The 26,823-nt window shown below is 72.7% G+C and carries 32 protein-coding genes; 19 read left to right on the forward strand and 13 right to left on the reverse strand.

Annotated elements, in window-relative coordinates:
- The 4 genes from EES43_RS15615 to EES43_RS15630 all read right to left on the reverse strand — a co-directional run.
- Window positions 1-273, reverse strand: a 273-nt coding sequence (locus EES43_RS15615) for a response regulator (protein ID WP_164493180.1), incomplete at its 3' end; no start/stop codon positions are given.
- 79 nt (window positions 274-352) lie between these two features.
- Window positions 353-1,486: a S1C family serine protease gene (locus EES43_RS15620; RefSeq protein WP_124269283.1), complete on the reverse strand. Its 1,134-nt coding sequence runs from the start codon at window positions 1,484-1,486 to the stop codon at window positions 353-355.
- A 136-nt stretch (window positions 1,487-1,622) separates the two neighbouring features.
- Window positions 1,623-2,666: a LacI family DNA-binding transcriptional regulator gene (locus EES43_RS15625; RefSeq protein WP_124269284.1), complete on the reverse strand. Its 1,044-nt coding sequence runs from the start codon at window positions 2,664-2,666 to the stop codon at window positions 1,623-1,625.
- A 105-nt stretch (window positions 2,667-2,771) separates the two neighbouring features.
- Complete coding sequence (locus EES43_RS15630; protein WP_124269285.1) at window positions 2,772-3,599, reverse strand: response regulator transcription factor; 828 nt, start codon at window positions 3,597-3,599, stop codon at window positions 2,772-2,774.
- Between the two features lie 298 nt (window positions 3,600-3,897).
- On the opposite strand from EES43_RS15630, the gene EES43_RS15635 reads away from it, so the two are divergent.
- From EES43_RS15635 to EES43_RS15665, 7 genes are all read left to right on the forward strand, one after another.
- Window positions 3,898-4,806, forward strand: coding sequence for an alpha/beta hydrolase (locus tag EES43_RS15635; protein ID WP_124269286.1), 909 nt, complete (start codon window positions 3,898-3,900; stop codon window positions 4,804-4,806).
- 50 nt (window positions 4,807-4,856) lie between these two features.
- Complete coding sequence (locus EES43_RS15640; protein WP_124269287.1) at window positions 4,857-5,111, forward strand: MoaD/ThiS family protein; 255 nt, start codon at window positions 4,857-4,859, stop codon at window positions 5,109-5,111.
- Between the two features lie 10 nt (window positions 5,112-5,121).
- On the forward strand, window positions 5,122-6,597 hold the full coding sequence (locus EES43_RS15645) for a hypothetical protein (RefSeq protein ID WP_124269288.1): 1,476 nt from the start codon (window positions 5,122-5,124) through the stop codon (window positions 6,595-6,597).
- A gap of 162 nt (window positions 6,598-6,759) precedes the next feature.
- Window positions 6,760-7,446: an LmeA family phospholipid-binding protein gene (locus EES43_RS15650; protein ID WP_124269289.1), complete on the forward strand. Its 687-nt coding sequence runs from the start codon at window positions 6,760-6,762 to the stop codon at window positions 7,444-7,446.
- Window positions 7,447-7,936: 490 nt separating this feature from the next.
- Window positions 7,937-8,776: a sulfurtransferase gene (locus EES43_RS15655; protein ID WP_124269290.1), complete on the forward strand. Its 840-nt coding sequence runs from the start codon at window positions 7,937-7,939 to the stop codon at window positions 8,774-8,776.
- A gap of 42 nt (window positions 8,777-8,818) precedes the next feature.
- Entirely contained in the window at window positions 8,819-9,106 is a 288-nt protein-coding gene (locus EES43_RS15660; RefSeq protein ID WP_003968135.1) for a DUF1416 domain-containing protein, read from the forward strand.
- 137 nt (window positions 9,107-9,243) lie between these two features.
- Window positions 9,244-9,501 carry a DUF3099 domain-containing protein gene (locus tag EES43_RS15665; protein ID WP_124269291.1) on the forward strand — a complete coding sequence of 86 codons (258 nt, stop codon included), beginning with the start codon at window positions 9,244-9,246 and terminating at the stop codon, window positions 9,499-9,501.
- A gap of 62 nt (window positions 9,502-9,563) precedes the next feature.
- On the opposite strand, the gene EES43_RS15670 is transcribed toward EES43_RS15665, so the two are convergent.
- Entirely contained in the window at window positions 9,564-9,926 is a 363-nt protein-coding gene (locus tag EES43_RS15670) for a DsrE family protein (protein ID WP_124269292.1), read from the reverse strand.
- A 350-nt stretch (window positions 9,927-10,276) separates the two neighbouring features.
- On the opposite strand from EES43_RS15670, the gene EES43_RS15680 reads away from it, so the two are divergent.
- From EES43_RS15680 to EES43_RS15690, 3 genes are all read left to right on the forward strand, one after another.
- Entirely contained in the window at window positions 10,277-10,849 is a 573-nt protein-coding gene (locus EES43_RS15680; protein ID WP_124269294.1) for a heme-binding beta-barrel domain-containing protein, read from the forward strand.
- A gap of 66 nt (window positions 10,850-10,915) precedes the next feature.
- Entirely contained in the window at window positions 10,916-11,356 is a 441-nt protein-coding gene (locus tag EES43_RS15685) for a Fur family transcriptional regulator (RefSeq protein ID WP_124269295.1), read from the forward strand.
- 10 nt (window positions 11,357-11,366) lie between these two features.
- Window positions 11,367-12,332: a CAF17-like 4Fe-4S cluster assembly/insertion protein YgfZ gene (locus EES43_RS15690; RefSeq protein WP_124269296.1), complete on the forward strand. Its 966-nt coding sequence runs from the start codon at window positions 11,367-11,369 to the stop codon at window positions 12,330-12,332.
- A gap of 32 nt (window positions 12,333-12,364) precedes the next feature.
- Here the strand turns inward: EES43_RS15690 and dtd are convergent, their stop codons facing one another.
- Window positions 12,365-12,814 (reverse strand): D-aminoacyl-tRNA deacylase, encoded by a 450-nt coding sequence (gene dtd / locus EES43_RS15695; RefSeq protein WP_124269297.1) that lies wholly within the window; start codon window positions 12,812-12,814, stop codon window positions 12,365-12,367.
- Between the two features lie 115 nt (window positions 12,815-12,929).
- Between dtd and EES43_RS15700 the strand changes: the two genes are divergently transcribed.
- Genes EES43_RS15700 through EES43_RS15710 form a run of 3 tightly spaced genes read left to right on the forward strand, consistent with a single transcriptional unit; the run spans window position 12,930 to window position 16,010 of the window.
- Window positions 12,930-13,703: an RsiG family protein gene (locus EES43_RS15700; protein WP_206430061.1), complete on the forward strand. Its 774-nt coding sequence runs from the start codon at window positions 12,930-12,932 to the stop codon at window positions 13,701-13,703.
- A 56-nt stretch (window positions 13,704-13,759) separates the two neighbouring features.
- Window positions 13,760-14,731 (forward strand): asparaginase, encoded by a 972-nt coding sequence (locus EES43_RS15705; protein WP_124269298.1) that lies wholly within the window; start codon window positions 13,760-13,762, stop codon window positions 14,729-14,731.
- Window positions 14,732-14,756: 25 nt separating this feature from the next.
- Window positions 14,757-16,010, forward strand: a complete 1,254-nt coding sequence (locus EES43_RS15710) for a GNAT family N-acetyltransferase (protein WP_124269299.1) — start codon at window positions 14,757-14,759, stop codon at window positions 16,008-16,010.
- A gap of 70 nt (window positions 16,011-16,080) precedes the next feature.
- Here the strand turns inward: EES43_RS15710 and EES43_RS15715 are convergent, their stop codons facing one another.
- Complete coding sequence (locus EES43_RS15715) at window positions 16,081-16,908, reverse strand: ABC transporter permease (protein ID WP_124269300.1); 828 nt, start codon at window positions 16,906-16,908, stop codon at window positions 16,081-16,083.
- Window positions 16,901-17,926, reverse strand: a complete 1,026-nt coding sequence (locus EES43_RS15720) for an ATP-binding cassette domain-containing protein (protein WP_124269301.1) — start codon at window positions 17,924-17,926, stop codon at window positions 16,901-16,903. Before EES43_RS15720 ends, EES43_RS15715 begins: the two co-directional genes overlap by 8 nt.
- A gap of 110 nt (window positions 17,927-18,036) precedes the next feature.
- Here EES43_RS15720 and EES43_RS15725 point away from each other — a divergent pair, with 110 nt between their 5' ends.
- A complete protein-coding gene (locus tag EES43_RS15725; protein ID WP_241192444.1) occupies window positions 18,037-18,828 on the forward strand; it encodes a TetR/AcrR family transcriptional regulator in 792 nt (263 codons plus the stop codon).
- Window positions 18,829-18,855: 27 nt separating this feature from the next.
- Window positions 18,856-19,620, forward strand: a complete 765-nt coding sequence (locus EES43_RS15730) for a TetR family transcriptional regulator (protein ID WP_241192445.1) — start codon at window positions 18,856-18,858, stop codon at window positions 19,618-19,620.
- Window positions 19,621-19,781: 161 nt separating this feature from the next.
- Here EES43_RS15730 and EES43_RS15735 read toward each other — a convergent pair whose 3' ends face one another.
- Both EES43_RS15735 and EES43_RS15740 read right to left on the reverse strand, forming a co-directional pair.
- Window positions 19,782-20,879, reverse strand: a complete 1,098-nt coding sequence (locus tag EES43_RS15735) for a winged helix DNA-binding domain-containing protein (RefSeq protein WP_124269304.1) — start codon at window positions 20,877-20,879, stop codon at window positions 19,782-19,784.
- Between the two features lie 103 nt (window positions 20,880-20,982).
- A complete protein-coding gene (locus tag EES43_RS15740) occupies window positions 20,983-22,116 on the reverse strand; it encodes a class I SAM-dependent methyltransferase (RefSeq protein WP_124269305.1) in 1,134 nt (377 codons plus the stop codon).
- 47 nt (window positions 22,117-22,163) lie between these two features.
- On the opposite strand from EES43_RS15740, the gene EES43_RS15745 reads away from it, so the two are divergent.
- The 3 genes from EES43_RS15745 (at window position 22,164) to EES43_RS15755 (ending at window position 23,747) form a co-directional block, all read left to right on the forward strand.
- A complete protein-coding gene (locus tag EES43_RS15745) occupies window positions 22,164-22,727 on the forward strand; it encodes a helix-turn-helix domain-containing protein (RefSeq protein WP_124269306.1) in 564 nt (187 codons plus the stop codon).
- Window positions 22,728-23,195: 468 nt separating this feature from the next.
- Window positions 23,196-23,462 carry a hypothetical protein gene (locus EES43_RS15750; RefSeq protein ID WP_124269307.1) on the forward strand — a complete coding sequence of 89 codons (267 nt, stop codon included), beginning with the start codon at window positions 23,196-23,198 and terminating at the stop codon, window positions 23,460-23,462.
- Window positions 23,463-23,468: 6 nt separating this feature from the next.
- A complete protein-coding gene (locus EES43_RS15755) occupies window positions 23,469-23,747 on the forward strand; it encodes a hypothetical protein (RefSeq protein ID WP_124269308.1) in 279 nt (92 codons plus the stop codon).
- 322 nt (window positions 23,748-24,069) lie between these two features.
- Here the strand turns inward: EES43_RS15755 and EES43_RS15760 are convergent, their stop codons facing one another.
- The 3 genes from EES43_RS15760 to EES43_RS15770 all read right to left on the reverse strand — a co-directional run bounded on the left by EES43_RS15760 (window position 24,070) and on the right by EES43_RS15770 (window position 26,509).
- Window positions 24,070-24,477 carry a hypothetical protein gene (locus EES43_RS15760; protein WP_241192446.1) on the reverse strand — a complete coding sequence of 136 codons (408 nt, stop codon included), beginning with the start codon at window positions 24,475-24,477 and terminating at the stop codon, window positions 24,070-24,072.
- 355 nt (window positions 24,478-24,832) lie between these two features.
- On the reverse strand, window positions 24,833-25,207 hold the full coding sequence (locus tag EES43_RS15765; RefSeq protein ID WP_124269309.1) for a VOC family protein: 375 nt from the start codon (window positions 25,205-25,207) through the stop codon (window positions 24,833-24,835).
- 348 nt (window positions 25,208-25,555) lie between these two features.
- Complete coding sequence (locus tag EES43_RS15770; protein ID WP_124269310.1) at window positions 25,556-26,509, reverse strand: hypothetical protein; 954 nt, start codon at window positions 26,507-26,509, stop codon at window positions 25,556-25,558.
- 20 nt (window positions 26,510-26,529) lie between these two features.
- On the opposite strand from EES43_RS15770, the gene EES43_RS15775 reads away from it, so the two are divergent.
- The coding region (locus tag EES43_RS15775) for a transposase (protein WP_164493181.1) at window positions 26,530-26,823 on the forward strand (294 nt) is incomplete at its 3' end.

A 26,823-nucleotide genomic window follows, 5' to 3' on the forward strand; every position in this document is an offset into this window, starting at 1 on the left:
GGTGTCGCGGGCGGTGAGCATGAGGATGGGCGTGGTGGAGCCGGTGGCGCGGATGCGCCGGGCGGCGGTGAGGCCGTCCATGCGGGGCATCTGGATGTCGAGGACGACGAGGTCGGGAGCGTACGCCTCGGCCCTGGCCAGGGCGTCGTACCCGTCCACGGCGGTCTCGGTCCCGTAGCCCTCGAAGGCGAGGCTGCGCCGCAGGGCCTCGCGTACGGCGGGTTCGTCGTCGACGATCAGGATGCGCTGGGGATCGTCTTCGGCGGGGCTCATCGCTGGTCGTCCTCTTCTCGTCGCTGCCGGGGCTCACCAGGTCGGTCCCAGCCTCGCACGGGCGGCGCGGTGCGCGGGCTCAGGAGCCGTCGCCCGCCCGCAGGGTGTCCAGGTCGGCCTTGAGGGTGTTCACCGGGATCGCGAAGCCGAGGCCCACGCTGCCCGCGCTCGAACCGCTGCCCGGTGCCGACGAACTCGGCGAGTACATGGCGGAGTTGATGCCGATGATCTGTCCGTCCATGTTGATCAGCGCACCGCCGGAGTTGCCGGGGTTGAGCGAGGCGTCGGTCTGGATCGCCTGGTAGGTGGTCTTCGATTCGCCCGTGTCGCCGTTGAACTGCTGCCCGCCGAACTCGAACGGCCACTGCGAGCCGCCTTGTCCCCGGCCCTGGCCGGGGCTGTTCCCCTCGTCCTTGGCGACCGTGACGTCCCGGTCCAGCGCCGAGACGATGCCGCTGGTGACGGTGCCGGTCAGGCCCTCCGGCGAACCGATCGCCACGACCTCGTCGCCGACCTTGACCTGCGAGGAGTCGCCGAGCTCGGCCGTCTTGAGACCGCTCGCGCCCTGGAGCTCGATGAGGGCGAGGTCCTTGTCCGGGTCGGTGCCGACGACATCGGCCGTGTAGGTCCTGCCGGTGGAGAGGGTCACCTGGATCTGGTCGGCGCCCGAGATCACGTGGTTGTTGGTGACGATCTCGCCGTCCTCGGTGATCACCACACCGGAGCCGGTGGACTGCCCCGCCGGGGTGGACGCCTTGATCTCGACGATGGCGGGCGAGACCGCTGCGGCGACGCCCGCCACCGTGCCCTTGCTGCTCTGCGAGACGGTGGTGCCGTTGACCGCGCCCCCGACGGAGCCGGAGCCGGCCGTCCCGTCGCCGGTCGCCTGGGCGACCAGGGCGGCCGATCCGCCGCCGACCACGGCCGCGGCCAGGGCCACCGCCGTCAGCAGCGCGACGGGCCGGCTGACGCGCCGGTGGTGCCGGGCCGCCGGGGCGGGCTCGGCGTGGGAGCCGGAGGGGTGGTCGCCGGCGTTGCCGGGGGCGTAGGGCGGTGGGGGCGGGTAGCCGCCGGCGGCCCCGCCGTTGCCGTGGGCGTCGCCGTCGTAGGTGTGGTAGGCGTCGCCGTCGTAGGTGTCGCCCTGCCCCTCGCCGTACGGGGGGTGGGCCTGGTCACTCGGGTACGCGCCGCTGGGGCGGTGGTTCTCTGTCATGCGTACGAGAGTGGTCGGCCGATATGAGAGGAGCCTGAGGGCGTCCTGAGAAGCCCGGCAGAACCGCGTATGCCCGATGTAAGGACGCCGGGTGCCCAGCGGCGGCGCGCGGCCACCCGGCGAGGGGCGGGGCGCGCTACCGGTCCGCGTCGGAGGGTTCGCCGCAGCCGCAGGAGCGGCGGACCACCAGGGCGGACGGGAACTGCTTCAGCCGCTCGCGCCGCGATCCGGAGACCCGCAGCGAGTCGTCGAGCACCAGGTCCACGGCGGCCCGCGCCATCGCCGGGCGGTCGGAGAAGACCGTGGTCAGCGGCGGATCGGTGAGACCGGCTTCCTTCACGTCGTCGAAGCCGGCCACGGCCAGCTCGCGGGGCACGTCGATGCGCAGCTCGCGCGCCGCCCGCAGGACGCCGATGGCCTGGTCGTCCGTGGCGCAGAAGATCGCCGGGGGCCGGTCCGGGCCCGCCAGCAGGTCGAGGGCGACGCGGTAGGCGTCGTAGCGGTTGTACGGGGCCTGGAAGAGCCGGCCCTCGGTGGAGCGCCCCGACTCGTGCATGGCCCGCCGCCACCCCTCGACGTGGTCGGCGACCGGGTCGCCGACGACCGGGGTGGACTCCACGCCGCCGAGGCAGGCCACGTACGCGTTGCCGTGCTCCAGCAGGTGGCGGGTGGCGAGTTGGGCGCCGCCCACGTCGTCCGTGACGACGGCGACGTCGTCGATCGCCTCCGGCCGCTCGTGCAGCAGGACGACCCGGGCGTCCCACGCCTCTATCTCCGCGGCGGCCCGCTCGCTGGGGCCCTGGCTGACCAGGATCAGCCCGGAGACGCGCATACCGAGGAAGGCCCGCAGATAGTGGACCTCGCGCTCGTCGCGGTAGTCGGAATTGCCGACCAGCACCATCTTCCCGCGCTCGGCGGCGGCCTGTTCGACCGCGTGCGCCATCTCCGCGAAGAAGGGTTGCCGGGCGTCCGGCACGATCATCCCTATGAGGTCGGTCCGCCGGGAGGCCATGGCCTGCGCGACCCGGTCGGGCCGGTAGCCCAACTCCTTGATCGCGGCGAGCACCCGCTCCCGGGTGGCCGGGGCGACCGGCCGGGGTCCGTTGTTGATGACGTAGCTGACGACCGCGGTCGACGTCCCCGCAAGTCTCGCCACATCGTCCCGCGTCACCTTGGCCACGCGCGGCAGTCTACGCGGATGGACCCCGGAACGGACCGGTCGGCCGGGGCGGATCGGGGCGTGTGCGCACGGCTCCCCGATCCGCCCCGGCCGACCGGGCGTCGCCTAGCTCCTGGCGGCCCGGACCGGGACTTCGCCGACCGCTTCGACGGCCTCCGGCAGGTCCGGACGGGCCGGGGACCCGCCGCCCCGCCGGTCGGAGGAGCGGTCCGCGGCCCGTGCGTTCGCCCGCTCCTTCGCCTCCTCCGCCGCGCGCTCCACCTTCTCGGGCGTGACGAAGCGGTAGCCGACGTTGCGGACGGTGCCGATCAGCGACTCGTGCTCGGGGCCGAGCTTCGCGCGCAGCCGCCGCACGTGGACGTCGACCGTCCGGGTTCCGCCGAAGTAGTCGTAGCCCCAGACCTCCTGGAGGAGCTGGGCGCGGGTGAAGACCCGGCCCGGGTGCTGGGCGAGGTACTTGAGCAGCTCGAACTCCTTGAAGGTGAGGTCGAGGACCCGACCCTTCAGCTTCGCGCTGTACGTCGCCTCGTCGACGGAGAGGTCGCCGTTGCGGATCTCCATCGGGGAGTCGTCGGCGGTGATCTGCCGGCGGCCGGTGGCCAGCCGCAGCCGGGCCTCGACCTCCGCCGGGCCCGCCGTGTCCAGCAGCACGTCGTCGACGCCCCAGTCGGCGGTGACGGCCGCGAGTCCGCCCTCGGTGACGACGAGGATCAGCGGACAGCCCGGCCCGGTGGAGCGCAGCAGCTGGCAGAGCGAGCGGACCTGGGGCAGGTCGCGTCGCCCGTCGACGAGGATCACGTCGGCGCCCGGGGTGTCCACGAGGGCCGGGCCCTCGGCGGGGGCCACGCGCACGTTGTGCAGCAGCAGGCCGAGCGCGGGAAGCACCTCCGTCGACGGCTGGAGTGCGTTCGTCAGAAGCAGCAGTGAACTCATCGCCGCCCACCTGCCTGGTTCGGTCGATCGTGTTGCACGGTTCGCTCGCCCATTACGTCGGTCCTCCTCGTTCCCTGCGAGAGGGGCACTCCCGGGTCGGACCCGGGGGAGTATGCGGCACTGCTTCGTACAGCCGTACGGCGTTCACCCTGCGGCGTTCGTCGTACAGGTCCTACCGTGCGGTCCCGCGCCCGGGGACCGCTGAGGTTGTTGAAACGTCTCCGTAACAACGCCCGGGAAGCACAAAAGGACCCGGGGGCTGCGTTGCCCGGATCCTCTTCCCAGCAGAATAGCCCACATGACTTCCGTGTCCGAGGGTCGATTCCTGAGTACTCCTGTTTCCTTGCTCACGCCGAACCCCCGGTACGCCACCCTGCTCACCGAGGACGGGGTGCCGGTCGAGGCGGTGTACGAGCCGTGTACGGCGGGTTTCGGCGGGCCGGGGAGCGAGGGGCGCGAGACGCCCGCGATCGTCGTCGCGCACGGTTTCACGGGTTCGCTGGACCGGCCGGCCGTACGCCGGGCCGCGCGGGTCCTTGCCCGGCGTACGGCCGTGATCACGTTCTCCTTCCGGGGCCACGGCAGGTCCGGCGGACGCTCCACGGTGGGGGACCGCGAGGTGCTGGATCTGGCCGCCGCGGTGGCCTGGGCGCGGGCCCTGGGACACGCCCGGGTCGTCACGGTCGGGTTCTCGATGGGCGGCTCGGTGGTGCTCCGGCACGGCGCTCTGTATACGGACGGGGCCGGGGCGCGTACGGACGGGGCCGGGGCGGCGGACGCGGCCGAACGTGTACCGGCGCGCGAGGGGCGCGCGGAGGCGCACGCCGACGCGGTGGTCTCCGTGAGTGCTCCCGCGCGTTGGTACTACCGGGGCACGGCCCCGATGCGACGGCTGCACTGGGTGGTCACCCGCCCCTCGGGCCGGATGGTCGGCCGGTACGGGTTCCGGACCCGGATCGCCACCGACGACTGGGACCCCGTCCCGCTCTCGCCGGTCGAGGCCGTCCCGCGCATCGCCCCGGCCCCGCTGCTCCTCGTGCACGGCGACCGGGACCCGTACTTCCCGCTGGACCACCCGCGGATGCTCGCCGCCGCGGCCGGACCGGGGCGCGCGGAGCTGTGGCTGGAGCGCGGCATGGGCCACGCGGAGAACGCGGCGGACGAGGCGCTGCTGGCCCGTATCGCCGCCTGGGCGGTCGCGGCGTGACCCATCATGGACAGCTGACGCACGACGAGGACGACGAAAGGGGTGGCGCCATGGCAGCGGGGACGATCCGCTACTGGGCCGCGGCCAGGGCCGCGGCGGGCACCGCGGAGGAACCGTACGCCGCGGCGACTCTCGCCGAAGCGCTGGACGCCGCACGCCGGCGGCACCCGGACGAGCTGAGCCGGGTCCTGCTCCGGTGCTCGTTCCTCATCGACGGGAACCCCGTCGGTACCCGCGGACATGAGACCGTACGCCTTGCCGAGGGCGGCACGGTCGAGGTGCTCCCGCCGTTCGCAGGAGGGTGAACCGCAGACCATGAGCAGCAGCGAGCAGCAGTACCCGCATCCCCACGACCCGCAGTACCCGCATCCGTACGACGCGCAGGGCCGGCCGTACGACCCGGACCGGACCCATCAGCCGTCCGGGGACCAGCAGTCGTACGGGTACCAGCAGGCCGGGCAGGGGCAGCAGCCCCCGTACGGCGTCCCCTCCCCCTCCTACGGGGAGCAGCCCTACGGGGAGCAGCCGGCGGGCCGGACGGACGAGGCCCCCTACTGGCCGGACGGGACGGCCGCGCGGCCCACCGGGCAGGAGCCGGGCGCGTTCGACCAGGGCGTGACGCAGACCTGGCAGGCGCCGACCTGGGACACGCAGTACCAGCCGACGCTCCGGCCGGACCAGGAGCCGTACGGCGGCCACGGCCGGCCGCAGGGCCCGCTCCCCGCACAGGGCCCGGCGCAGGACCAGGCGTGGAACCAGGCACAGGACCAGGCGTGGAACCAGCCGACGCCGCAGCCCCCGGCGCACGGCGGGTACCAGGGCGCGCACCGGCCGCCGGAGCAGCAGACGGCCTCCCCGTACGGAGCCGGTCCCGGATTCCCGCCGCAGGGTGCCACCGGCTCCGTCCCGTTGCCGCCCGAGGCCCCGGGAGCGCCCGCACCGGCAGCGGCTCCCGTCCACGCTCCGGCTGCCGCCCACGCTCCGGCTCCGGACGGCTCCGGCTACGGAGCGCCCACCACGCTGGGCGGCACGCGGATGACCGCCGCGCAGCGGGCGCGGGCCGAGGGCCGCTCGCCGATCATCGCGCCCGGCCCGCAGCCGGCGGCGCTCACCGCGGTGCTCGGCCTGCTGCTCGCGGCGGGCGCGGCGATCGGTTCGTACGCCCTGCTCGTCCCGCTGGTGCTCCTCCAGGCGGTGACCGCCGCCGGATGGTTCCGCCTCAACGGCATGTGGCCCGCCCGGCAGGGCATCGCGCTCGCCTTCGCCGGCGGGATCGTCGCCGACGTCGCGCTGCTCGCGGCGGGCCGGGAGCACGGTCCGGCGGCGCTCCTGGGCACGCTGGGGGTCTGGGTGCTGCTCACCGTGGTCCTCCAGCTCCGCAGCCACGCGGGCTCCGACGAGCGGATGTACGGGCTGACGGCCACGGTGGTCTCGGCGGCCCTCGCGGTGCTGGCCGCCGGCCATCTCGCGGCGGTCCCGGACGCGGTGGTGGCGGGCGGGGCGGCGGTCGCGGTCGCCGTGCTCGCCCGCGCGCTGCCGCTGCCGGGCGCGGTCTCGGTCGCGTTCGCGCTGCTCGCGGGCGCGGGTGCGGGCTTCGTGGCGGGCCGGTTCACGGACCTCGGGTCCGGGAGCGCGCTGCTCGGACTGGCGGCGGCCGGCTGCGCGCTGGTCGGGCTGCGGGCGGCGAGCTACGACTACCCGTCGCGGTTCGTGCACATGACGGCCGGGGTGGCGCTGCCGCTCACCGCCGCCGCCCCCGCGGTGTATCTGATCGGACGTGTCCTGGTCTGACCGTTCCGGCCTCTGCGGTGACCCCGGTCACCGCGGAGGCGGTTCCTCGTTTTCGGGAACCGATCGGTGGTGCCAGTCGTCGATCACCCGTGGCGTCTTCCGCTTCGACGGGGGCACACGGACGGCGGGGGGATCGATCGGCCTAGGGTGGGAAAACGACAGATGCGCGCACTGCGGAAACTTGTGGTCGTGACGGTGGTGCTGGGCGGCCTCTTCGTCGCCGCCGACCGCGCCGCCGTGTACTTCGCCGAGTCCGAGGCCGAGAGCCGGGTGCGGACCAGCGGCGGTACGGGCTCGGCGGAGATAACGATCGGGGGCTTCCCCTTCCTCACCCAGCTCGCCGGATCGCGGTTCGACCGGGTGGACGTCCGCCTCGACGGCATGGAGACCGAGGCGGCGGGCCGTTCCGTGCGGGTCAGCGAGGTGCGGGCGCGGCTGCACGACGTGGAGCTGGGTCCCGGTTACTCCGGCGCGACGGCCGCCCGTGCCGCCGGGACGGCCGTCGTCTCGTACGCGGACCTGACGGCGGCGGCCGAGGACGCCGTCACCGTCGCCTACGGCGGCGACGGCAAGGTGAAGGTCACCGGTTCCGTCGAGGTCCTGGGCAAGCCGGTCTCGCGGAGCGTGCTGTCCACCGTGACCCGCGGCGACGGCGGGACGATCAAGGTGAGCGCGGACGAGGTGCCGGGCGAGGGCGTCCCGGGCATGGAGCAGCTGGTGCGCGACAGGACGGACTTCGAGGGCGCGGTCGACGGCCTGCCCGAGGGTCTGGAGCTGCGCGCGATCGAGGCGACCGAGAAGGGCCTGGAGGTCTCGGTGGACGGCACGGACGTCTCCCTCACCGGCTGACCCTCCCCCGGCCGCCGGGGCCCCTCCCGGCCGCGGCCACCGGGCCGAGCCCCTCCCGGCCGCGGCCACCGGGCCCGGCCGGATGGTGAGACACCGCCGTCCGGTCCGCAGATGCGTCGGCCCCGGAGAACCCCGGCAGGGCTGCGCCGGGCGCGTCGCGCACCCCCGCGTCTCGCATCATGGATGATCGTGTCTCACCATGCGACACGATCGTGACATCTCCGTCCGTACCTCCCTACGATCGGACCCATGAAGCGACAGGCGGACCTCACGAAGCGGCGGGCAGTGGACCTGTGCCGCGTCGCCGCCATGCTCTGTCGCATCGTCTGAGCCGGCGTTTCGCACCGCCCCTTTCGCCCTTTCCGGCCCTTCGACCTTCCCGGGCCGGCCCCGTGCCCCGTACGCGCCGCCTTCCGCGCCGTGCCGCGTACGCCGCACCAGCGCTCCGCACCGCACCACCCTGCCGCAGACTGCCCCGGAGGAGAACAACATGAGCCGCAGCGACGTCCTGGTAGACGCCGACTGGGTCGAGGCCCACATCGACGACCCGCAGGTGGCCATCGTCGAGGTCGACGAGGACACCTCGGCCTACGAGAAGAACCACATCAAGAACGCGATCCGGATCGACTGGACCAAGGACCTCCAGGACCCGGTCCGCCGCGACTTCGTCGACCAGGCCGGTTTCGAGAAGCTGCTGAGTGAGAAGGGCATCGCCAACGACACGCTGGTCGTGCTCTACGGCGGCAACAACAACTGGTTCGCCTCGTACGCGTACTGGTACTTCAAGCTGTACGGCCACGAGAACGTCAAGCTCCTCGACGGCGGTCGCAAGAAGTGGGAGCTCGACGCCCGCGACCTGACGGACGCCGTTCCCACGCGCCCGGCCACGCAGTACACGGCCAAGCCGCAGGACGAGTCGATCCGCGCCTACCGCGACGACGTCGTCAAGGCCATCGGCAGCCTGAACCTCGTCGACGTCCGTTCGCCCGACGAGTTCAGCGGCAAGCTGCTCGCCCCGGCGCACCTCCCGCAGGAGCAGTCGCAGCGCCCCGGCCACGTGCCGAGCGCCCGCAACATCCCGTGGTCGAAGAACGCCAACGACGACGGCACGTTCAAGTCGGACGACGAGCTCAAGGCCCTCTACGAGGACGAGCAGGTCGACCTGTCGAAGGACACCATCGCGTACTGCCGCATCGGCGAGCGCTCCGCGCTCACCTGGTTCGTCCTGCACGAGCTGCTCGGCCAGGAGAACGTCAAGAACTACGACGGTTCGTGGACCGAGTACGGCTCCCTCGTCGGCGTGCCGATCGAGCTCGGCCCGGCCAAGTAACCACCGACCGACCCGCACCACCGACCAGAAGGACAGACCCCCATGTGTGGAGCACAGGCCGGCGGCCCCGACGCTTCGACGATCAAGCCCGGTGAGACCACCATCCAGGGCAGCGTGACCCGCGACGGCGAGCCCGTCACCGGTTACGTGCGCCTGCTGGACTCGACCGGCGAGTTCACCGCCGAGGTCCCGACCTCGGCCACCGGACAGTTCCGCTTCTACGCCGCCGAGGGCACCTGGACGCTGCGCGCCCTGGTGCCGGGCGGCAGTGCCGACCGCACGGTCGTCGCGCAGACCGGCGGGCTCTCCGAGGTCGCGATCGCCGTCTGACCCGGCGCACGCGCACGCACGACGCGAAACCGGCCGAAGGGCCGCACCCCAGGGGGTTGGACGCCACCTGCACACGGGGTGCGGCCCTTCGCGCCGTCCGGGTGGGCGGCTGCGGCGAACCGGCCTACGCTGGAGTCATGTACGCCCGACGCAGGCGCGGTTACTTCCTGTTGATGGGCGGATGCGTCGCCCTCTTCGTGTCCGCGTGGGCGGTCGTGCGCCTGTGGTCCGTCCCGGTCGCCGTCGGGATGTGCGTGGTCGCCATGGTGATCCCGCCCGTGGCGGCGATGGTCGCCAACCGGCGCGGACCGGACGACCGCTGGTGGGACGACCCCTCCGGGGACCCGCAGTCGGACGAGTGGTGGGACGAACTCGACGGGCGCAAGCGCCGCTGATCCGTCCCTGATCCGCCGGCGCCCGCCGGGCGGCGGCAGTGGAGCGTCGCGGTGGACGCGGGTCAGTAGACGAGCGCCTGCGTGCCGTCCGCCATGGCCTCCCGCACGAACACCTGCGCGCCCGCGATCCGCACGCCCTCGATGACGTCCTGCTCGGTGATCTCACGACGGGCCGCGCACTGCGTGCACAGCGTGATCCGCCCGCCGGCCAGGACGGAGTCCAGCAGGTCGGGCAGCGGGGCGGAGTGCGGCAGCTCGAACTCGGCGGCCCGGCCCGGCAGCGCGAACCACGCCGACTCCCCGGTCAGCCAGAGCGAGACCTCCACGCCGCTGGCCACGGCCACCGCCGCCACGGTGAACGCCTGCGAGCAGCGTTCGGCGGAGTCGGCCCCGGCGGTCACCTTGATCACGAGCTTCTTCGACATGGGCGGAACTGTAATCGGCGGGCGCGCGGGCCGGGTACCGGCGACGCCGCCGTCCGCGCCGCCAGGACCCGGACGAGACGGCCCGGACCCGGACGAGAAGGCCGGACCTGGACGAGAGGTCCGGGCCCCCACCCATTAGGCTGGGCCCCGGCCCCGTACTGCCGCCGAACCGCTCGTTCCGAGGAGCTCCCGTGCTTGAGGCATTCTTCTCCGCCCTGTTGATCCTGGTCTGCGTCGGCGTGCTCGCCTTCGCCGCGGTGACCGTGAAGAAGCTCTACCAGGGCCAGCGCTGATCCCGGACGCCGTGCCCCGCCCCTCCCGCACCCCCTCACAGATCGTCTGAGCCGCTCATGATCGAGATCCCGTCCGACCTCCACCCGGACCTCGTCCCGCTGGCCTTCCTCCTGGGCAACTGGGCGGGCGCGGGCGTGTCCGACTTCCCCGGCGCCGAGAAGTGCAACTTCGGCCAGGAGGTCACCTTCCGCCACGACGGCCGTGACTTCCTGGAGTACGTCTCGCACAGCTGGGTCCTGGACGCCGACGGCAACCAGGTCCGCCCGCTGGAGTCGGAGTCCGGCTACTGGCGCATCGACAAGGACCGCAAGGTCGAGGTCGTGATGGTCCGCGACCAGGGCATCGTCGAGATCTGGTACGGCGAGCTGGCCGACCAGAAGCCGCAGATCGACCTGGTCACCGACGCGGTCGCCCGCACGGCGGCCTCCGGCCCGTACAGCGGCGGAAAGCGCCTGTACGGGTACGTGAAGAGCGACCTGATGTGGGTCGGCGAGAAGGCGACGCCCGAGGTCGAGCTGCGGCCGTACATGTCGGCGCACCTGAAGAAGGTCGTCACTCCGGAGGAGGTCGCCGAGATGGCGAGGGGCCTCGGGGACCTGCCCGACGACGGCATCGCCTTCTTCAAGTAGAGGAACGGGCGACCCGGCCGCAACCGGGGCTGCTGCACGGTGCTCACCGCGACCTACACTGGCCGGGTGGTGAGCACCGACTGGAAGACCGATCTTCGGCAGCGCGGCTACCGGCTGACGCCGCAGCGCCAGCTCGTCCTGGAGGCCGTCGACACCCTGGAGCACGCGACTCCGGACGACATCCTGGGCGAGGTGCGCAAGACCGCCTCCGGGGTGAACATCTCCACCGTCTACCGGACCCTGGAGCTCCTGGAGGAGCTGGGGCTGGTCAGCCACGCCCATCTCGGGCACGGGTCCCCCACGTACCACCTGGCCGACCGCCACCACCACATCCACCTGGTCTGCCGGGACTGCCAGGACGTCATCGAGGCGGACCTCTCCGTCGTCGCGGAGTTCACCGCGAAGCTCCGCGCCGACTTCGGCTTCGAGACGGACATGAAGCACTTCGCGATCTTCGGGCGCTGCGCCGGCTGCACGGCCGTGAGGGACGCGTCCGCCGAGTCGTAGGCTGGGCGGCATGAAGAGCCCCTTGCTGTCCCTGCCCGGCGCCGTCCCCGCCGAAGGCCGCGACGAAGGCGTCGCCGCGCACTACGGCGACCTGTTCCGCGAGCAACGCGCCCTCGCCGACGGCGCCGGCCTCGTCGACCTCTCCCACCGGGGCGTCGTCACCGTCACCGGCGCGGACCGGCTGGCCTGGCTGCACCTGCTGCTCACCCAGCACGTCAGCGACCTCGCCCCGCACCAGGCCACCGAGGCGCTGGTCCTCTCCGCCAACGGGCACATCGAGCACGCCGCGTACCTCGTCGACGACGGGGCGACGGTGTGGATGCACGTCGAGCCGGACACCCAGGGCGATCTGATCGCCTACCTGGAGTCGATGAAGTTCTTCTACCGCGTCGAGGTCGCCGACCGCACCCCGGACATCGCCGTGGTCCACCTGCCCGCCGGCTCCATCGCCCAGACGCCGGAGGGCGCGGCCGTACGGGAGACCCCGCAGGGCCGCGACCTCTTCCTGCCGCGCCCGGACCTGGAGGCGTACGCGGCGGCCAACGGGCCCGCCGCCGGCATCCTCGCGTACGAGGCGCTGCGCGTGGAGGCGCACCGGCCGCGCGTCGGCTTCGAGACCGACCACCGCACCATCCCGCACGAGCTGGGCTGGATCGGCACCGCCGTGCACCTCCAGAAGGGCTGCTACCGAGGCCAGGAGACCGTCGCCCGCGTCCACAACCTGGGCAAGCCGCCCCGGCGGCTCGTCTTCCTGCACCTGGACGGCAGCGAGGTGCACCTGCCCGGACACGGCACGCCCGTCCGGCTGGCCGCCGACGGTCCCGAGGGCCGCCAGCTCGGCTTCATCACCACCTCGGCCCGCCACCACGAGCTGGGCCCGATCGCGTTGGCCCTGGTGAAGCGGAACGTGGCGGTGGACGCGGAGCTGATCGCCGGGGACACGGCGGCGGCGCAGGAGACGGTCGTCGAACCGTAGGCCGCCGGGCCGCCGCCCCCGGCCCGCGCCGCTCACACCTCGATGATCAGCGTGAACGGGCCGTGGTTCGTGAGCGAGACCCGCATGTCCGCTCCGAACCGGCCCGTCGCCACCTCGGCGCCCAGCTCCCGCAGCCGCGCCACCACCTCGTCCACCAGAGGCTCCGCGAGCTCGCCGGGCGCCGCCGCGTTCCAGGTGGGGCGGCGGCCCTTGCGGGCGTCCCCGTAGAGAGTGAACTGGGAAATCACCAGGAGGGGGGCGTTCACATCCGAACAGGACTTCTCGCCCTCCAGGATGCGGACCGACCACAGCTTGCGGGCCAGTTGCGCCGCTTTCTCGGGCGTGTCCCCGTGGGTCACCCCGACCAGCACGCACAGGCCCTCGCCGACGATCTCCCCGACGACCCCGCCCGCCGAGGGGCCGTCCGCCGTACCGGCCACCGAGACGCTCGCGCCGTCCACCCTCTGTACCACTGCACGCATACAGACCAACCTATCTTGGGCTGAACGGGTACAGAGCACCTGCGTCGGCACGCCGCCAGGTGGCACCATGCACGATGTCGGTGTGCCGACGCACCGGTCGAGGGGACGGAACAGCATGAGTACCTATGGAGCCGGGCAATCTCCCGGTGCCGTACCGGCCACACGCACCAGCAGCAGTAGCACCAGCAGTAGTCGTGGCACCAGCACCCTGCGGTCGCCCGTACAGCGCAGTACGGCCGGACAGGGCCCTGTACCGCTGCCGGGTCCCGCACCGCTGCCCGCGCTGCCCGGGCCCGGCGCGGACGGCGCGCCCGGGTCGCCCGCGTCCGCCGCCTCGGTGCCCGAGCAGAGCGGGGCCGGCGGCGGGGCGGTCCTCGGCGGCGAGGCGGGGTTCGGCGGGTTGCGGCTGCCGGAACTGCGGACGCTGCGCCGGGACGCGCAGCGCGACGAGGCCGACCTCAGCTATGTGCGCCGGCTGGTGCAGGGCCGGGTCGACATCCTGCGCGCCGAACTGGCCCGCCGGCGCGGCCCGGAGGTCCCGGTCGTGGCCGGGGCGGCGGCGGAGGCGGCCGTGGTGGACCGGCTCTCGGAGATCCTGGCCGACGCCCCGTCCCGGCACCGCTCCTCCGCCCGGCACGTCACGCTGAGGACTCCGCGCGGCGACGAGTTCCGGCGGCTGGCCGCCGAGACCCTCGCCGAGGTCGAACTCTCCGACCTCGACGCCCGTACGGACGAGGAACTGCACGCGGCGATGGGCCGGCTCGTCCGCTACGAGCAGCAGGTCTCCCGCCGCCGTCACGAACTCCAGCGCACGGCCGACGATTGCGGGGCGGAGATCGCCCGAAGGTACCGTGACGGGGAAGCACAAGTAGACGACCTGCTCGCCTGAAGCGATCCTTCCGGGCGCGGGTCCCGCATCCCCGTCCCCGTCCCCGGAAGGCCGCCATGACGTCCACCGACGCCTCTCCCGCCATAGCCCCCCCGCCGGTACTGGCCGAGGTCGTCCGGTCCGGGTTCACCGAGGGGCGCCACCGGGGCTCCCTGGTCCTGCTGGCGGCCGACGGCAGCGTGGAACGCGCGATCGGGGACCCGGCGGCCCCGGTCTTCCCCCGGTCGTCCAACAAGCCGATGCAGGCCGCGGCGATCCTGCGGGCCGGACTCGACCTCTCCGGCGAGCGGCTGGCGCTGGCCGCCGCGAGCCACTCCGGCGAACCCTTCCACCTCGACCTCGTGCGGACCGTGCTGGCCGAGCACGGCCTGAGCGCGGACGACCTCCAGACCCCGCCCGACCTCCCGCTGGACCCGGTGGAGGCCGAGGCGTACCTGGCCGCCGGGCACGTGCGGGAGCGGATCACCATGAACTGCTCGGGCAAGCACGCCGCGATGCTCGCGGTCTGCGTGCGCAACGGCTGGGACACCGCGACCTACCTCGACCCCGCCCACCCGCTCCAGGTGCTGGTGGCGCAGGCGGTCGCCGAGGCCGCCGGCGAGCCGGTCGCCGCGGTCGGCACGGACGGCTGCGGGGCCCCGCTGATGGCGATCGGGCTGACCGGACTCGCCCGCGCCTTCCGGTCGTTCGTCCTGGCGGAGCCCGGCAGCGCGGAGCGCCGGGTCGCGGACGCGATGCGCGCTCACCCCGCGTACGTGGCGGGCACCCGGCGCGCGGACACCTGGCTGATGAGCGAGGTGCCCGGGGCGCTGTCCAAGATGGGCGCGGAGGCGGTGCAGGCGGTGGCGCTGGCCGACGGCAGGGCGCTCGCCTTCAAGATCGACGACGGGTCGGCCCGTGCCCTCGGCCCGGTGCTGGCACGGGCCCTCGCCCTGCTCGGCGTCGACGCGCCCGTGGTCGCCCGGATCGGACGCGCGCCGCTGCTCGGCGGTGCGGCCGAGGTCGGCGAAATCCGCGCGACTTTCTGAGGGCTCCGCGCCTAGCGTGGGGGCCATGAGCCTCGACTTCCGTACCGTGACCGCCTCCGACCACCCCGACTGGCTGCGGGCGGTGGGCAACGGATTCCTGCGGGCGGCCCGGATGTCGGAGGAGGAGGCGGAGAGGCTGCTGGCGCACCGGGACCTCTCGCGCGTGCGGGGCGTGTTCGACGGCGACCGCTGTGTGGCCACCTTCCGCTCGTTCGCCCAGGAGCTGACCGTGGTGGGCGGCGGCACCGTGCCGACCGGTGCGATCACCGGCGTGACGGTGTCCCCGACCCACCGCCGTCGCGGGCTGCTCAGCCGGATGATGGCGGCCGACCTGGCGGCGGCGAAGGAACGCGGCGAGGTGCTGGCCACGCTGATCGCCGCCGAGTACCCGATCTACGGGCGGTTCGGCTTCGGCCCCGCGACCTGGACCACCGAGTGGGAGGTGGACGTGCTCCGCGCCGGCCTCGACCCGCGCTGGTCGGGGCCGACCGAGGCGGAGGGCGGCGGAAGGATCGACCTGGTCGACGGCGCGGAGGTCCGCAAGACCGGCCCCGAGCTGCACGCCCGGCTGGCCGCGGGCCGGCCCGGCGTCATCAGCCGCGACGAGCGCTGGTGGGAGCTGGCCACCGGGGTGGACGTCCCGGCCCACGAGAACTGGACCGAGCCCTTCCACGCCGTGTACCGCACGCCGGACGGCCGCGTCGACGGACTCGTCCGGTACGCGGCCGACGACACGTGGAGCGACGCCAAGCAGCCGCGGAACACCGCGACCGTACGGGACCTGCTCGCGGCGACGCCGGAGGCGGAGCGGGCGCTGTGGCGGTTCGTGTGCTCGGTCGACTGGATCACCAAGGTCCGCACCGGCTACCGCGCCCCCGACGACCTGCTGCCCCTGCTGCTCCCCGACCCGCGGGCCGCCCGCACGGTCACCCACGCCGACTGGCTGTGGACGCGGGTGCTGGACGTCCGCCGGGCCCTGGAGGCCCGCTCGTACGGCATCGAGGGCTCGATCGTGCTGGACGTCCGCGACGCGGCCGGTCTGACCGGCGGGCGCTTCCTGCTGGACGCCTCGGCCTCCGGCGCGAGCTGCGCGCCGACCACCCGAACCGCCGATCTGACCCTGGGCGTGGCGGAGTTGAGCACCCTCTACCTGGGCGACGAGTCGGTGGAGCGCCTGGTGGCGCTGGGCCGGGCGGAGGAGGGCAGGCCGGACGCCGCACGACTGGCGGACGCCCTGTTCCGCACGGGCCGCCGCCCGTGGTGCCCGGACGTGTTCTGAACGGCCCTTCTGGCTTGAGAGCGTGACGGTGTGTCGGCTTCGGCGGTCCGGGGCCGGGAGAGCGTGTCCGTCACCGGGTCCGCAGGCGGAACAGCACGCCCGACAGGCCCACCGCCGACGTCAGCAGTCCCGCCGCCCAGGCGAGCGCGATCCAGGGCGCGTCGCCCACCGGCAGGCCGAGCAGGAGGCCGCGCAGCGCCTCGATGGCCGGAGTGATCGGCTGGTGCTCGGCGAAGCCGTGGAGCCAGCCGGGCATCGAGTCGATCGGGACGAACGCGCTGCTCGGGTAGGGCAGGAAGGACATGAAGAACGTGAAGCCGCTCGCCGCCTCCGGGGTCCGGGCCAGCAGGCCGATCGCCGCCGAGATCCAGGACAGGGCCACGATGTAGGCCACCAGCACGGCGGCCACCACCAGCCACGCGCCGCCGTCGGCGGCCGGGCGGAAGCCGATCAGCAGCGCGACGCCGAGGACCAGGGCGGTGGCGAGGAGGTTGCGTACGGTGCTCGCCGCGACATGGCCGGCGAGGATCGGCGTACCGCCCACGTCCAGCGAGCGGAAGCGGTCGATGACGCCGCCCTTCATGTCCTCGCTGACGGCCGCGGCGGTGGTCGCCGCGCCGAATCCGGCGCACAGGAGCAGGACGCCCGGCACGACGTACATGACGTACGCGCCGTGGTCCGCCCCGGTCTCGATCGCGCCGCCGAAGAAGTAGACGAAGATCAGCATCAGCATGATCGGCAGCGCCAGCGACATGATGGCGGCGTCCGTGTTGCGGCGGCTGATGCGCAGACCGCGGCCGGCCAGGACGAGCGCGTGGGCGAACGGCCCCGGACCGGCGGCCCGTCGCGGTCCGGGGCGGCGGGGGGCCGGGCCGCGTACGGCTGCTGCCTCAGACATGGGCGGGTACCTCCGAGGTGAGGGCCAGGAAGACGTCGTCGAGGGTCGCGCTGTGCAGGGAGAAGCGGTCGATCTCGGTGCCGTCCGGATCGATCTCGTCGAGCAGGGCGCGCACGTGGGCGGCGCTGCCGTCCGTGGGCAGGCCGAGCGTGAGCGTCTCGGGGGAGTGGTGCACGGCGCGGCCGGCCAGCCGCAGATAGCCCTGGCGGCTGGTGAGGACGAGGTCGAGGCGGTGGCCCGCGACGCGGGACTTGAGGGCGCCGGCGGTGCCCTCGGCGGCGATGCGGCCCTGGTGCAGCAGGGCGATCCGGTCGGCCAGGCGGTCGGCCTCCTCCAGGTACTGGGTGGTGAGGAGCACGGTCGCGCCGCGCCCGGCCAGTTCGCGGACGACCTGCCAGAGCTGTCGGCGGCTGCGCGGATCGAGCCCGGTCGTCGGCTCGTCCAGGAAGAAGACGCCGGGCTCCGGTGAACCGACGAGCCCGGCGGCCAGGTCGAGCCGGCGCCGCATGCCCCCGGAGTACGTACGGACGAGGCGGCGGGCCGCGTCGGTCAGGTCGAAGCGGACCAGCAGCTCCTCGGCCCTGCGCCGGGCGGCGGCGCGCGACAGGCCGGTGAGCCGGGCCGTCATCCGCAGGTTCTCCTCGCCGGTCTGGGTCTCGTCGACGGCGGCGAACTGGCCGGTGAGGCTGATCGCGCGCCGTACGGCGGCCCGCTCGGCGACGACGTCGTACCCCGCGACGCGGGCGACGCCCGCGTCGGCGGTGGTCAGCGTCGCGAGGACGCGGACGCAGGTGGTCTTGCCCGCCCCGTTCGGGCCGAGCAGGGCGAAGACGGTGCCCCGCTCGACGCGCAGGTCGACGGAGTCGAGCACCCGCACGGCCGGGTCCCCGTACGACTTGCCGAGGCCGCGGGCCTCGATCGCGTAGGGCGGCTCCGCGCCCCGCTCGACGCCCTGCTCGATGTCTCGTCCGATGTCTCGTCCGGTGCCTCGTCCGGTGTCCGCGGTCGGGTCGGTCATGGTGTGGCCCCCTTGTGCGTATGGCATACGCGATACTGCGTAAGCATTACGCACCTCTAGGGTGGGGTCAAGGCGCACGGGGGTGCACGGGACGCGGGCGAGGGGTTGCGGTGGCGGAGAAGAGCACGGAGTCCGGCCGGGGCGCGGGCGGGGCCGGCGACCTGCCGGCGAGCATCGAGGCCGCCTGGGGGCTGCGCGAGCGCCCGGCGAAGGGGCCGAAGCCCGGCCTGAGCCTGGAGCGCATCGTGGCCGCCGCGGTCGCCGTGGCGGCGGCGGAGGGGCTGGCCGCCGTGTCCATGGGCCGGGTCGCGCAGGAGCTGGGCGCGTCCACCATGTCGCTCTACCGGTACGTCTCCGCCAAGGACGAGCTGTACGTGCTGATGCATGAGGCCGCCATCGGGCCGCCGGAGCCCCTGGCCGCCCTGGCGTCCGGCGCGGGCTGGCGCGCGGCGCTCACCGAGTGGGCCTGGGCGCAGCGCGAGCGGTTCCTGCGCCATCTGTGGGTGCTGCGGATTCCCGTCGGGGGCCCGCCCGCGACTCCGAACTCGCTGGCCTGGTGGGAGCTGGGGCTCCAGGCGCTGGAGGGCTCCGGGCTCTCCGAGGGCGACAAGATCTCCGTGATCCTGCTGGTGGCCAACTTCGTACGCAGCGAGGCGCTGTTGATGAGCGACCTGGCCGCCGCGGTCGCCGCGCGCGGCGTGCCCGCCGAGGAGGTGGTGGCCGGCTGGGAACGCACCCTGAAGCGACTCGTCGACCCCGCGCGGCACCCCGCGCTCTCCCGGCTGCTGGCCTCCGGCGTGATGGGCCAACCCGACGAACCCGGCTACGACTTCGCCTTCGGGCTGGACCGCCTGCTGGACGGGGTGGAGGTGCTGGTCCGGCGCACCGCGGCGGGCGGATAGCGCATCGTTCGACCCCGTCGTCCGGCCGTGCTCGCGGCATCAAGTCCGCCCGGGACCAAGGGCGTACGCTTCGGGTTCATGAGCGCAGAGAAGGCCGGGGGCGGCATCGACGCCGTCGCGGTCGCACCGGAACACGCGCACGGGCACGCGCCCGTCAGCCTGCGGGAACGCAAGAAGCTGCTGACCTGCCAGGCGGTCTCGGACGCCGCCGTGGCGATGTTCCTGGACCGGGGCTTCGACAAGGTGTCCGTGGCGGAGGTGGCGGCGGCGTCCGACATCTCCAAGCCGACGCTGTTCCGGTACTTCCCCGCCAAGGAGGACCTGGTGCTGCACCGGTTCGCCGGCCAGGAGGACAGGGCGGCCCGGACGGTCGCGAGCCGGGCCCCCGGCGAGAGCCCGCTGGACGCGCTGCGCCGCCACCTCCTGGACGGCCTCGACCGCCGCGACCCGGCGACCGGGCTGTGCGACGACCCGGAAGTGCTCGCCTTCCACCGCCTGTTGTACGGGACGCCGTCGCTCGTGGCCCGCCTGTCCGCCTACCGGTGCCGCTCGGAGGCGGCTCTGTCCCGCGCGCTGGGCGGCGGACTGCCCGCGCGTCTGGCGGCCGGTCAGATCATCGCCGTCCTGCGCATCCTGGCCGAGGAGAACTGGCGCCGGATCGACGCGGGGGAGCGGGCGGAGCGGGTCTACGCGGGCGCGGTGCAGGCGTCCGAGGAGGCGTTCGTGCAGTTGCGCAGGGGGCTGGAGCGGAGCGTCCCGGGAGGGGCGGCGGGCCGCGCGGCACGGGAGTGACGATACGTCAACGACCGTAAACGGAAATCCTGTTGATCCCATCCGTACGCCCCGAGCGCCGGTTCGTCCGGCCGGGCTCATCGAGGCGGGCTCATCGGGTCGGGCCCATCGGGGCGGGGGAGTCCGGCCGGGGCCATCGGGTCGCGGTCATCCGGGGGCGGTCATCCGTACGCGGTCATCCGAACGCACCCGCTCCCGCCGTCGGAGAGGAAAGACGCCAGTTCCGCTCCCTCCTCGGCGACGGCCGCGCGGTCGGCGCGGGTGATCCGGCGCAGGGGAGTGACCACCACCGTGTCCGCCTCCACCGTCCAGGTGGCCGTCACGCGTCCGTCGACCAGCACGACGCGCGCACCGGCGACCGAGAGGCCGCGGTCGTCGTCGTCGATGATCCGGTCGCGGTCGTGGAAGCCGAGGATCGCGTTGTCGAAGGCCGGCAGGAAGCGCACCGGGGCGGGTGTGCCGGGGTCCGGTCGCGGTGCGTCGGGGAGATCCAGCAGCTCCCGGCCGCGCTCGTCCCGGAAGGACACCAGCTCCTCCCGCATCGAGGCCACCGCCGCCGGCAGCCCGGTCAGACCGGACCAGGCGCGCAGGTCCGCCGTGGCCGCCGGACCGTAGGCGCCCAGATAGCGGCGTACCAGTGCCCGGCCGACAGGGTCGGCGCCCTCCGGGGCCGGGGGATCGATCGCGCGGCCCAGCCACGCGGAGAGCGGGACGTTGCGTACGCCCGCTTTCGTGCGCCACAGCCCGCGCGGCGGCGACTGCACCATCGGGATGAGGGCGGCCACCAGCATCTCGCCCAGGGGTCGCGGCCCCGGCCCCGGCCAGCGGTCGGCCAGGGCGCGCGCCAGCTCGCTCATCGAACGGGGCTCGCCGTCGGCCATCACCGCCCGCCCCGCTGCCGCCAGTTCGTCGAGGTCGACCCCGGCCAGCTCCCGCCGGTAGGTCCCCAGGACCTGTTGGCGCAGCATGGCGTCGTGGCGGGCGCGCCAGGCCAGGGCGTCCTCGGCGGTGACGAGGTGGACGGTGCGGCGCATGAGGTGGGTCCGCACCACGCGCCGTCGGGTCAACAGGTCGTCGAGCGCCGACGGTTCGAACGCGCGCAGCCGTGACCAGGGCCCGACGAACGGCTCCTGCGGCTCCTGCGCCTGGAGGCCGCCGAGATGCGCCACCGCGTCGGCCACCGGCAGGTCCGCGCGGTCGAGCAGCAACTGCCGTGCCAGCGTCGCGCGGTTGAGGGCCCGGCGGTCCAGAACGGTCACCCCGACCACCCCCGACGCCCTCGGGCCGCCGCTCCCGGAGCCGGGCGGTGCCGCCGGGCGTCTTCGCCGCAGGGGGCGGGGCGTGCCCCTGGTTCGCGCGTCCTCACCGTGGTGCCTTTCCTTTCGTCCACGTACGGGTACGGGTACGGGCTCTAGTACAGGCACAGGTGCAGGTACACGTCCGAATACGGGTGCCGGGTGCCGGGTGCCCACCCTCCCAGAGGTAGCGGACAGACTGTGTCCGCTCCTCGCGATGTGTGCGCTCGCGGCGGGCGATCCAGAGGCGGCGCGTGGAGCGCACCACGAGGTCGTCGCGGTGGCGTACGTCCTGCGGGCCGCCGTCCAGGAGCGCGTCGAGTGCGGCGAGGTCGGCGGCGTCGATGCGGCCGGCGAGGGCGTCGCGGGTGCGGCGGAGGACGAGATAGGCGTAACGCCCGGCCCCGCTGTGCGGCGGCGGGGTCAGCCGCAGGCGCTCCGTCCGCTCGACCTCGACGGTGAGACCGGCCGAGGCCAGCAGTGCGCCCCAGTCGGAGTCCAGGTGCGGCACCTGCTCGCCGTGGAGTGCGGTGAGCGCGTCGCGGCAGCGGTCCTCCAGGCCGGGCTGTCCCGGAGCGGCAGCGGCAGCGGCAGCGGCAGCGGCGTCGCCGCCGTCGCCGCCGTCGCCGTCGTCGGAGAGGAAGCGTGGCATCCCGTCCAGTTCGGCGACGGCCAGGAGACCGCCCGGACGCAGCGCGCCGCGCACGACGTCGAGGGCCGCGGCGGGGTCGTCCATGTGGTGCAGGGAGGCCGAGGCCCAGACGAGGTCGACGCCGCTCACCCCCGGCAGGCCCGACCCGGCGTCGGCCTCCAGGGTGTGCACGCGCGGAGTCAGGTTCCGGGTGGCGGCGGTCGCGGCCAGCCGCTCCAGCATGGCGGCCGAGGTGTCGACGGCCGTCACCCGGGCGGCGGGGAACCGCTCCAGCAGGGCGAACGTGCCGGTCCCGGTGCCCGCGCCGAGATCGACGACGTCGGCGACGCCGCCGTCCCCGGCCAGCTCCGCGATGCTGCGCAGGGCGGAGTCGAGTGAGGAGGCGAAGAGGGCGGCGTCGAGATCGAGCAGTTCGGCGAGACCGTCCGGCCCCGGCGCGGCGGGGGAGCCGCCGTCCGGCCCGTGTCCAGGCCCGTGCCTGTGCGATGCCGTGTGCGTGTGCGTGTGCGTTGGCGAGCCGTGCGGTGCGGGTGCGTGGTGGTGGGTCATGCGTCCGACCGTACGGGCGTTTGCTCCGCACGCATAAGCTCTTGCCCATGACGCAAGAAACATCCGGGCTCGACAGCCTGGTGCGCAAGAGGATCCGGGCGCTGCGGGCCGCTCACGGCTGGTCGCTCGACGATCTGGCCTCCCGCAGCCATCTCAGCGCCTCGACGCTGAGCCGCATCGAGACCGGGCACCGCCGCATCGCGCTCGATCAGCTCACATCCATCGCCCGCGCTCTGGGCACCTCGCTGGACCAGCTCGTCGAGACCGAGGTCGACGACGTCGTGCACAACGCGACCTACGATCCCTCGCGCGCGATGTCCCTGTGGGCGCTGCGCGGCCAGCCGGGCGTGACCGTGGCCCGCATGCGGCTGACGGACCCGCCGCCGCAGGGCCCCGCCGCGCTCAAGGCGCACCCGGGCCGCGAGTGGTTCACGGTGCTGTCGGGCACGGTCGAACTCCTGCTCGGGGAGCGCCGGCTGCGCGTCGAGCAGGGGCAGGCGGCCGAGTTCTCGACGATGCTGCCGCACGCGGTGGGCGCACTCGGCGGCCCGGCCGACCTGCTCGGCATCTTCGACCGCGAGGGCCGCCGCTCGCACCTCGACGGGGGATGACCGTCCTCGGGCGGAGGCGATTCTTCGGAAGGCGGAGGCGTTCTCGATGGCCCACTGCTGGTCCGGCGGGGCCGTAACTCCGGCGACCCGGTGAACCGCGTCGCGCACCGCCGGCAAGCTCGGCGTTGACGTCCTCGCCCGTGACGTCGAGCACCGCGTCCGCGGCGGCTGTCCGTTCCCAGAAGATCTGAGTCGATGAGGTGCTCCTGATCTGCGCCTTGTCATTTCAGCTGGGACCCTTGGGAGCGTGGAGGGCCCAGTGGATCTGAACAGCGGTGAGCCTGTTTGGGCGTGAGGTGGGGCCGTCCCGATAGTTCTGTCCGGCCGAAGGGCTCTGGCCTGGGGCTTCTCATTCCACTGGGAATCATCTCGTAGGGCGTTGTGGTCCTCCGGGGACATCACCAGCATCAGCGACCTTCCCAATGAGTCGGTCCAGCGGAAGAGGGCGTCGTTGAAGAAGGTGCGTGAGTGTCGATTCTCGCGGAGAGAGGGGACGTTGAGCCGACGCTCGGCTTCGGCGTAGGCAGCGTCGATCGTGTGCCGGTGTTGGCTGAGGTTCACCCATCGGCGAGGCGCCCGTCGTGCTCGCCAAGCAGGGTCGGCCACCATGCCGAGCATGGTGACGAACTCCGGGTAGGTGGCGATGTACTCCCGCTCGTCGTCGCGTCGCCTGACGATGTTCTCGTAGGCGGCCTCCTTGGGAGGGAGCTGAGCGAGACGGTCGTTCCAGCGTGAGAGCAGATGGGGCTGCTTCTTGTTGAGAAGCCAGGATCGGACCATGTGCTGCGCTTCCTTTGTCGCTGCTTCGAGGGTGTCGGGGAAGCGGCGGGCGATTCGCCGGTGCCGGTGCCGGTGCCGGTGTTGAGCGTTGACAAGTTCTGGCAGGTGGCCGACACGGTATTGGCGGTTTCCGTCGAGCCAGATGCCGTGCCGACGGCAGAGCTGGAGATCGGCGGGGCGATGCGCGAGGACTGGTTCGGTGATCCGCGGCGGTGCGTGCAGTGTGAGCACGCGACGTAGAGACGCCGCCGGTAGCGGATCACCTCGCCTCCGGTGCGCGCCTCAATCCGGGAGATCGCTGGCAGCAGCATCCGAAGGGTCTCGGGAGCGAGACCCGTCAGGAGTGCCAGCCGCGGCAGAACCATCGGAGTCCAGCGCCATAACGTGTCCGTCCGCTTGCCGATCAGCGCGTTCTTGAACGGCGTCAGGGTTTTCGCCAGTTGGCCCGACGTCACGTGGTTGGCGGCGGCGAGGCGGTGCAATACCAGCCGAAGACCTCCCCGTGGACAGGCGGCAGAGGAAGTGGCAGGAGCCGGACCGGGGCTTCCCAGGGCCCCATCACTCAGGCCGCCTTCGGCCTGCGGGCGCACTTGGCACGGGGGCGATCGGGCCGGGTCTTCTGGACGGCGTGGTCGAGCTCGATATCGTCGAGCATGCGCTTGGTGATCTTTTCCGTGCCGCTGTCGATGGCGTCGACCGCGGCTTCTCGGATGAGCTGGGAAAGACTGCCGATCAGCCCGCCGGGGCGCTCGTGGAGGTAGTCGGTCATGGCGACCAAGGTGCCGGGACGATGGGCGTGCAGTCGCAGGGAGTTCTCCGTGGTCACCACCAGGGCCTGCCGGCTCTCCTTGTCCGTGCCGTTCTTGTGGCCGAAGGGCCGGGAGGGGATGACCGTATAGCGGCCGGCGATCTGCTGTCCGCGAGTGCCCTGGAACAGGCTGCTTGTTTCGACGTCGAGACCAGCGAGCACGAAGGTGGCCGCGATCCGTTCCGAGAGGTACTTCAGCTGATCGGCTGCCTCGGCTCCGTTGCGGGTGGGCAGGTCGAGGTTGTGGATCTCGTCGACTTTACCGACCGCAGGAGCTCGTGAACCGGCTCTGAACTGCGACGATTCATGGACTACATGTCCGCGATGGGAAGTGGGGGCCGTTGCTCTGGTTGCTCGTCTCGCATCGTTGACCGGGAATCGACGTGGCGCCTCACTTCGGTGGTGCAGAGGACAGGGACGGATTGCACGATTGCCGTGGCACCCTGAACAGTAGGTTTCTGCAGCCGGTTGTCTGGTCGGGCGCCGCGTTTGGGTGCCCGACCAGACACTCCCTGGGTTACAGATACGGGCGAGTGATCAGCTCAATCGCATGACCGGCAGGGTCCTTGAAGTACACCCCTCGACCGCCGTGCTCGCTGTTGATCTCGCTTGGGCGTCGCATCTGCGGATCGGCCCAGTGCTCGATGTCGCGATCGCACAGCCGCCGATACGCCCGGTCGAACAGCTCGTCGTCGATCAGGAACGCGTAATGCTGCATCTGGATCTCCACCGGCGGCTCGGCGAACTGAAGCAGCACGCCGTCAGGGAGCTGGATGTTGGTGAACGGGCCCCAGGACGGTGCTTCAGGGATTTCCAACAGCTCGCGGAAGAACTGAGCCGACTCGTTGCGATCTTTGGCGGCGATGATGGTGTGGTTGAACGTGACTGTCATTCAGACCTCGTTGTTGTTCGACACGAAGAACGGACTCGCACTGCAGGTGCGTTGGGAGGTCCGCGTGCCGAACTGAGGGGGTGCCTTCTGCGCACCCGCTGTGCGATCAGCCCTCCACCGGATAGCCAATCCGTGTGTGGCGTCGTGCCGGTCCGGTGTCCATGTTGGGTGACCTTACTTAATCTCGCTGGCTGCGACAACAGAGCAGCGACCGGCTGCCGGGTGGTCTCATGGGACGGCCCGTCCACCGGGACGGTGGACGGGCCGTGAAGTGGTTGGACCTCGCCGATGCGGCGGCCGGTGATGACGGTGGTCTCCCAGATGTCGCGGGCGCCGTTGTCGTCGACGTCACATGTGGCGGCGAGCTCGGCCAGATTCGCCTCGTCCGCCAGGGCCCGGGCGACCATCAGGGAAGGGCCGACGCGCAGTCCGGCCAGTGGCACCCGCTGCCGGAAACACGATGATGAACTCCCGTTTCAGGCACCGCCGTTCCGCAGCACCGGAGTCCAGCGCATCGCGCATCAGTTTGCGCACCGCGTTGAACACGACCGACCGTGTGACGGTGGTGACGATGCTCGCGGTTCCGTCCGGCCGCTTCACGGCAAGCGAGGAGAGCCCCTCGCGTTCGCGATGACGCTGGTCGGCGACAAACCGCTGGGCGTGTTCCTCCCGAAGAACCGCAGGGTCGTGGCCACCGCCCGGCACCTCAACTTCCAGGAAGGCTCCCAGTTCGATGGCGGCCCGGCGCAGGCCGTCAACCGGGCCGGCCGAACGGGGACAGCGCGGTGACCGCAACAGGTCCGCCAAGTAGTCCCAGGTCAGATCCCGCAGCCACCGCTGCGGGATACCGGTCAGGTCGACGTGGCTCATGCGGTGCGGGAACAGCACCCCGAAGTGCTCGGTCTCCAGGAAGCCGGCGTCCTTGGCCTCCTGCGGGGTGAAGTAGACCATCCGCAGTTCATGCGGGATGTCCTTGGCGATCGCCCCGGCCGAACGTCCGGTCCCGAACTCGAAGTCGACCAGGGAGTTCACTTCCAACGAGCGGCACGTGGTCACGAGCGACCGGATCCAGCCCAGGTCCCACCGGCTGGGGCGGGCCCGGCGGGCATGGACGAACAGTCCCCACTGGATCTCGGCCCGCACCAGGGGCCGTAGCCCGCGCAGATTGATCTGCCCCGGCCATGGATGCGCGGGGACAGCCGCGCACCGGCGCCGGAACTCGGCCTGGTCGCGGTACTCGACGGGGACTGGCTTCCCGATCTTCTCGTATTGAACCGCCCCGGGTCTGATGGAGATCATCAAGACCCGGAAGGATGCCGATCATGGCTGCTCCCCGTAAGTACCCCGACGAACTGCGTGAACGCGCGACACGTCTGGCCGTCGAGGCCCGCAGGGACCCGGTCGGCCGGGCCGGCGCGATCAAACGGATCGCCGACCAGCTGGACGTGCGCCCTGAGGCTCTGCGGGGCTGGGTCAAGCGGGCCGAGATCGACGAGGGCGTCGTGCCCGGCACCACCAGTGCGGAGACCGCCCGGATCGTGGAGCTGGAGCGGGAGGCGAAGGAACTGCGGCGGGCGAACGCGATATTGAAGTCCGCCTCGGCTTTCTTCGCGGCA

Source organism: Streptomyces sp. ADI96-02, from assembly GCF_003846185.1.
GTDB lineage: Bacteria > Actinomycetota > Actinomycetes > Streptomycetales > Streptomycetaceae > Streptomyces.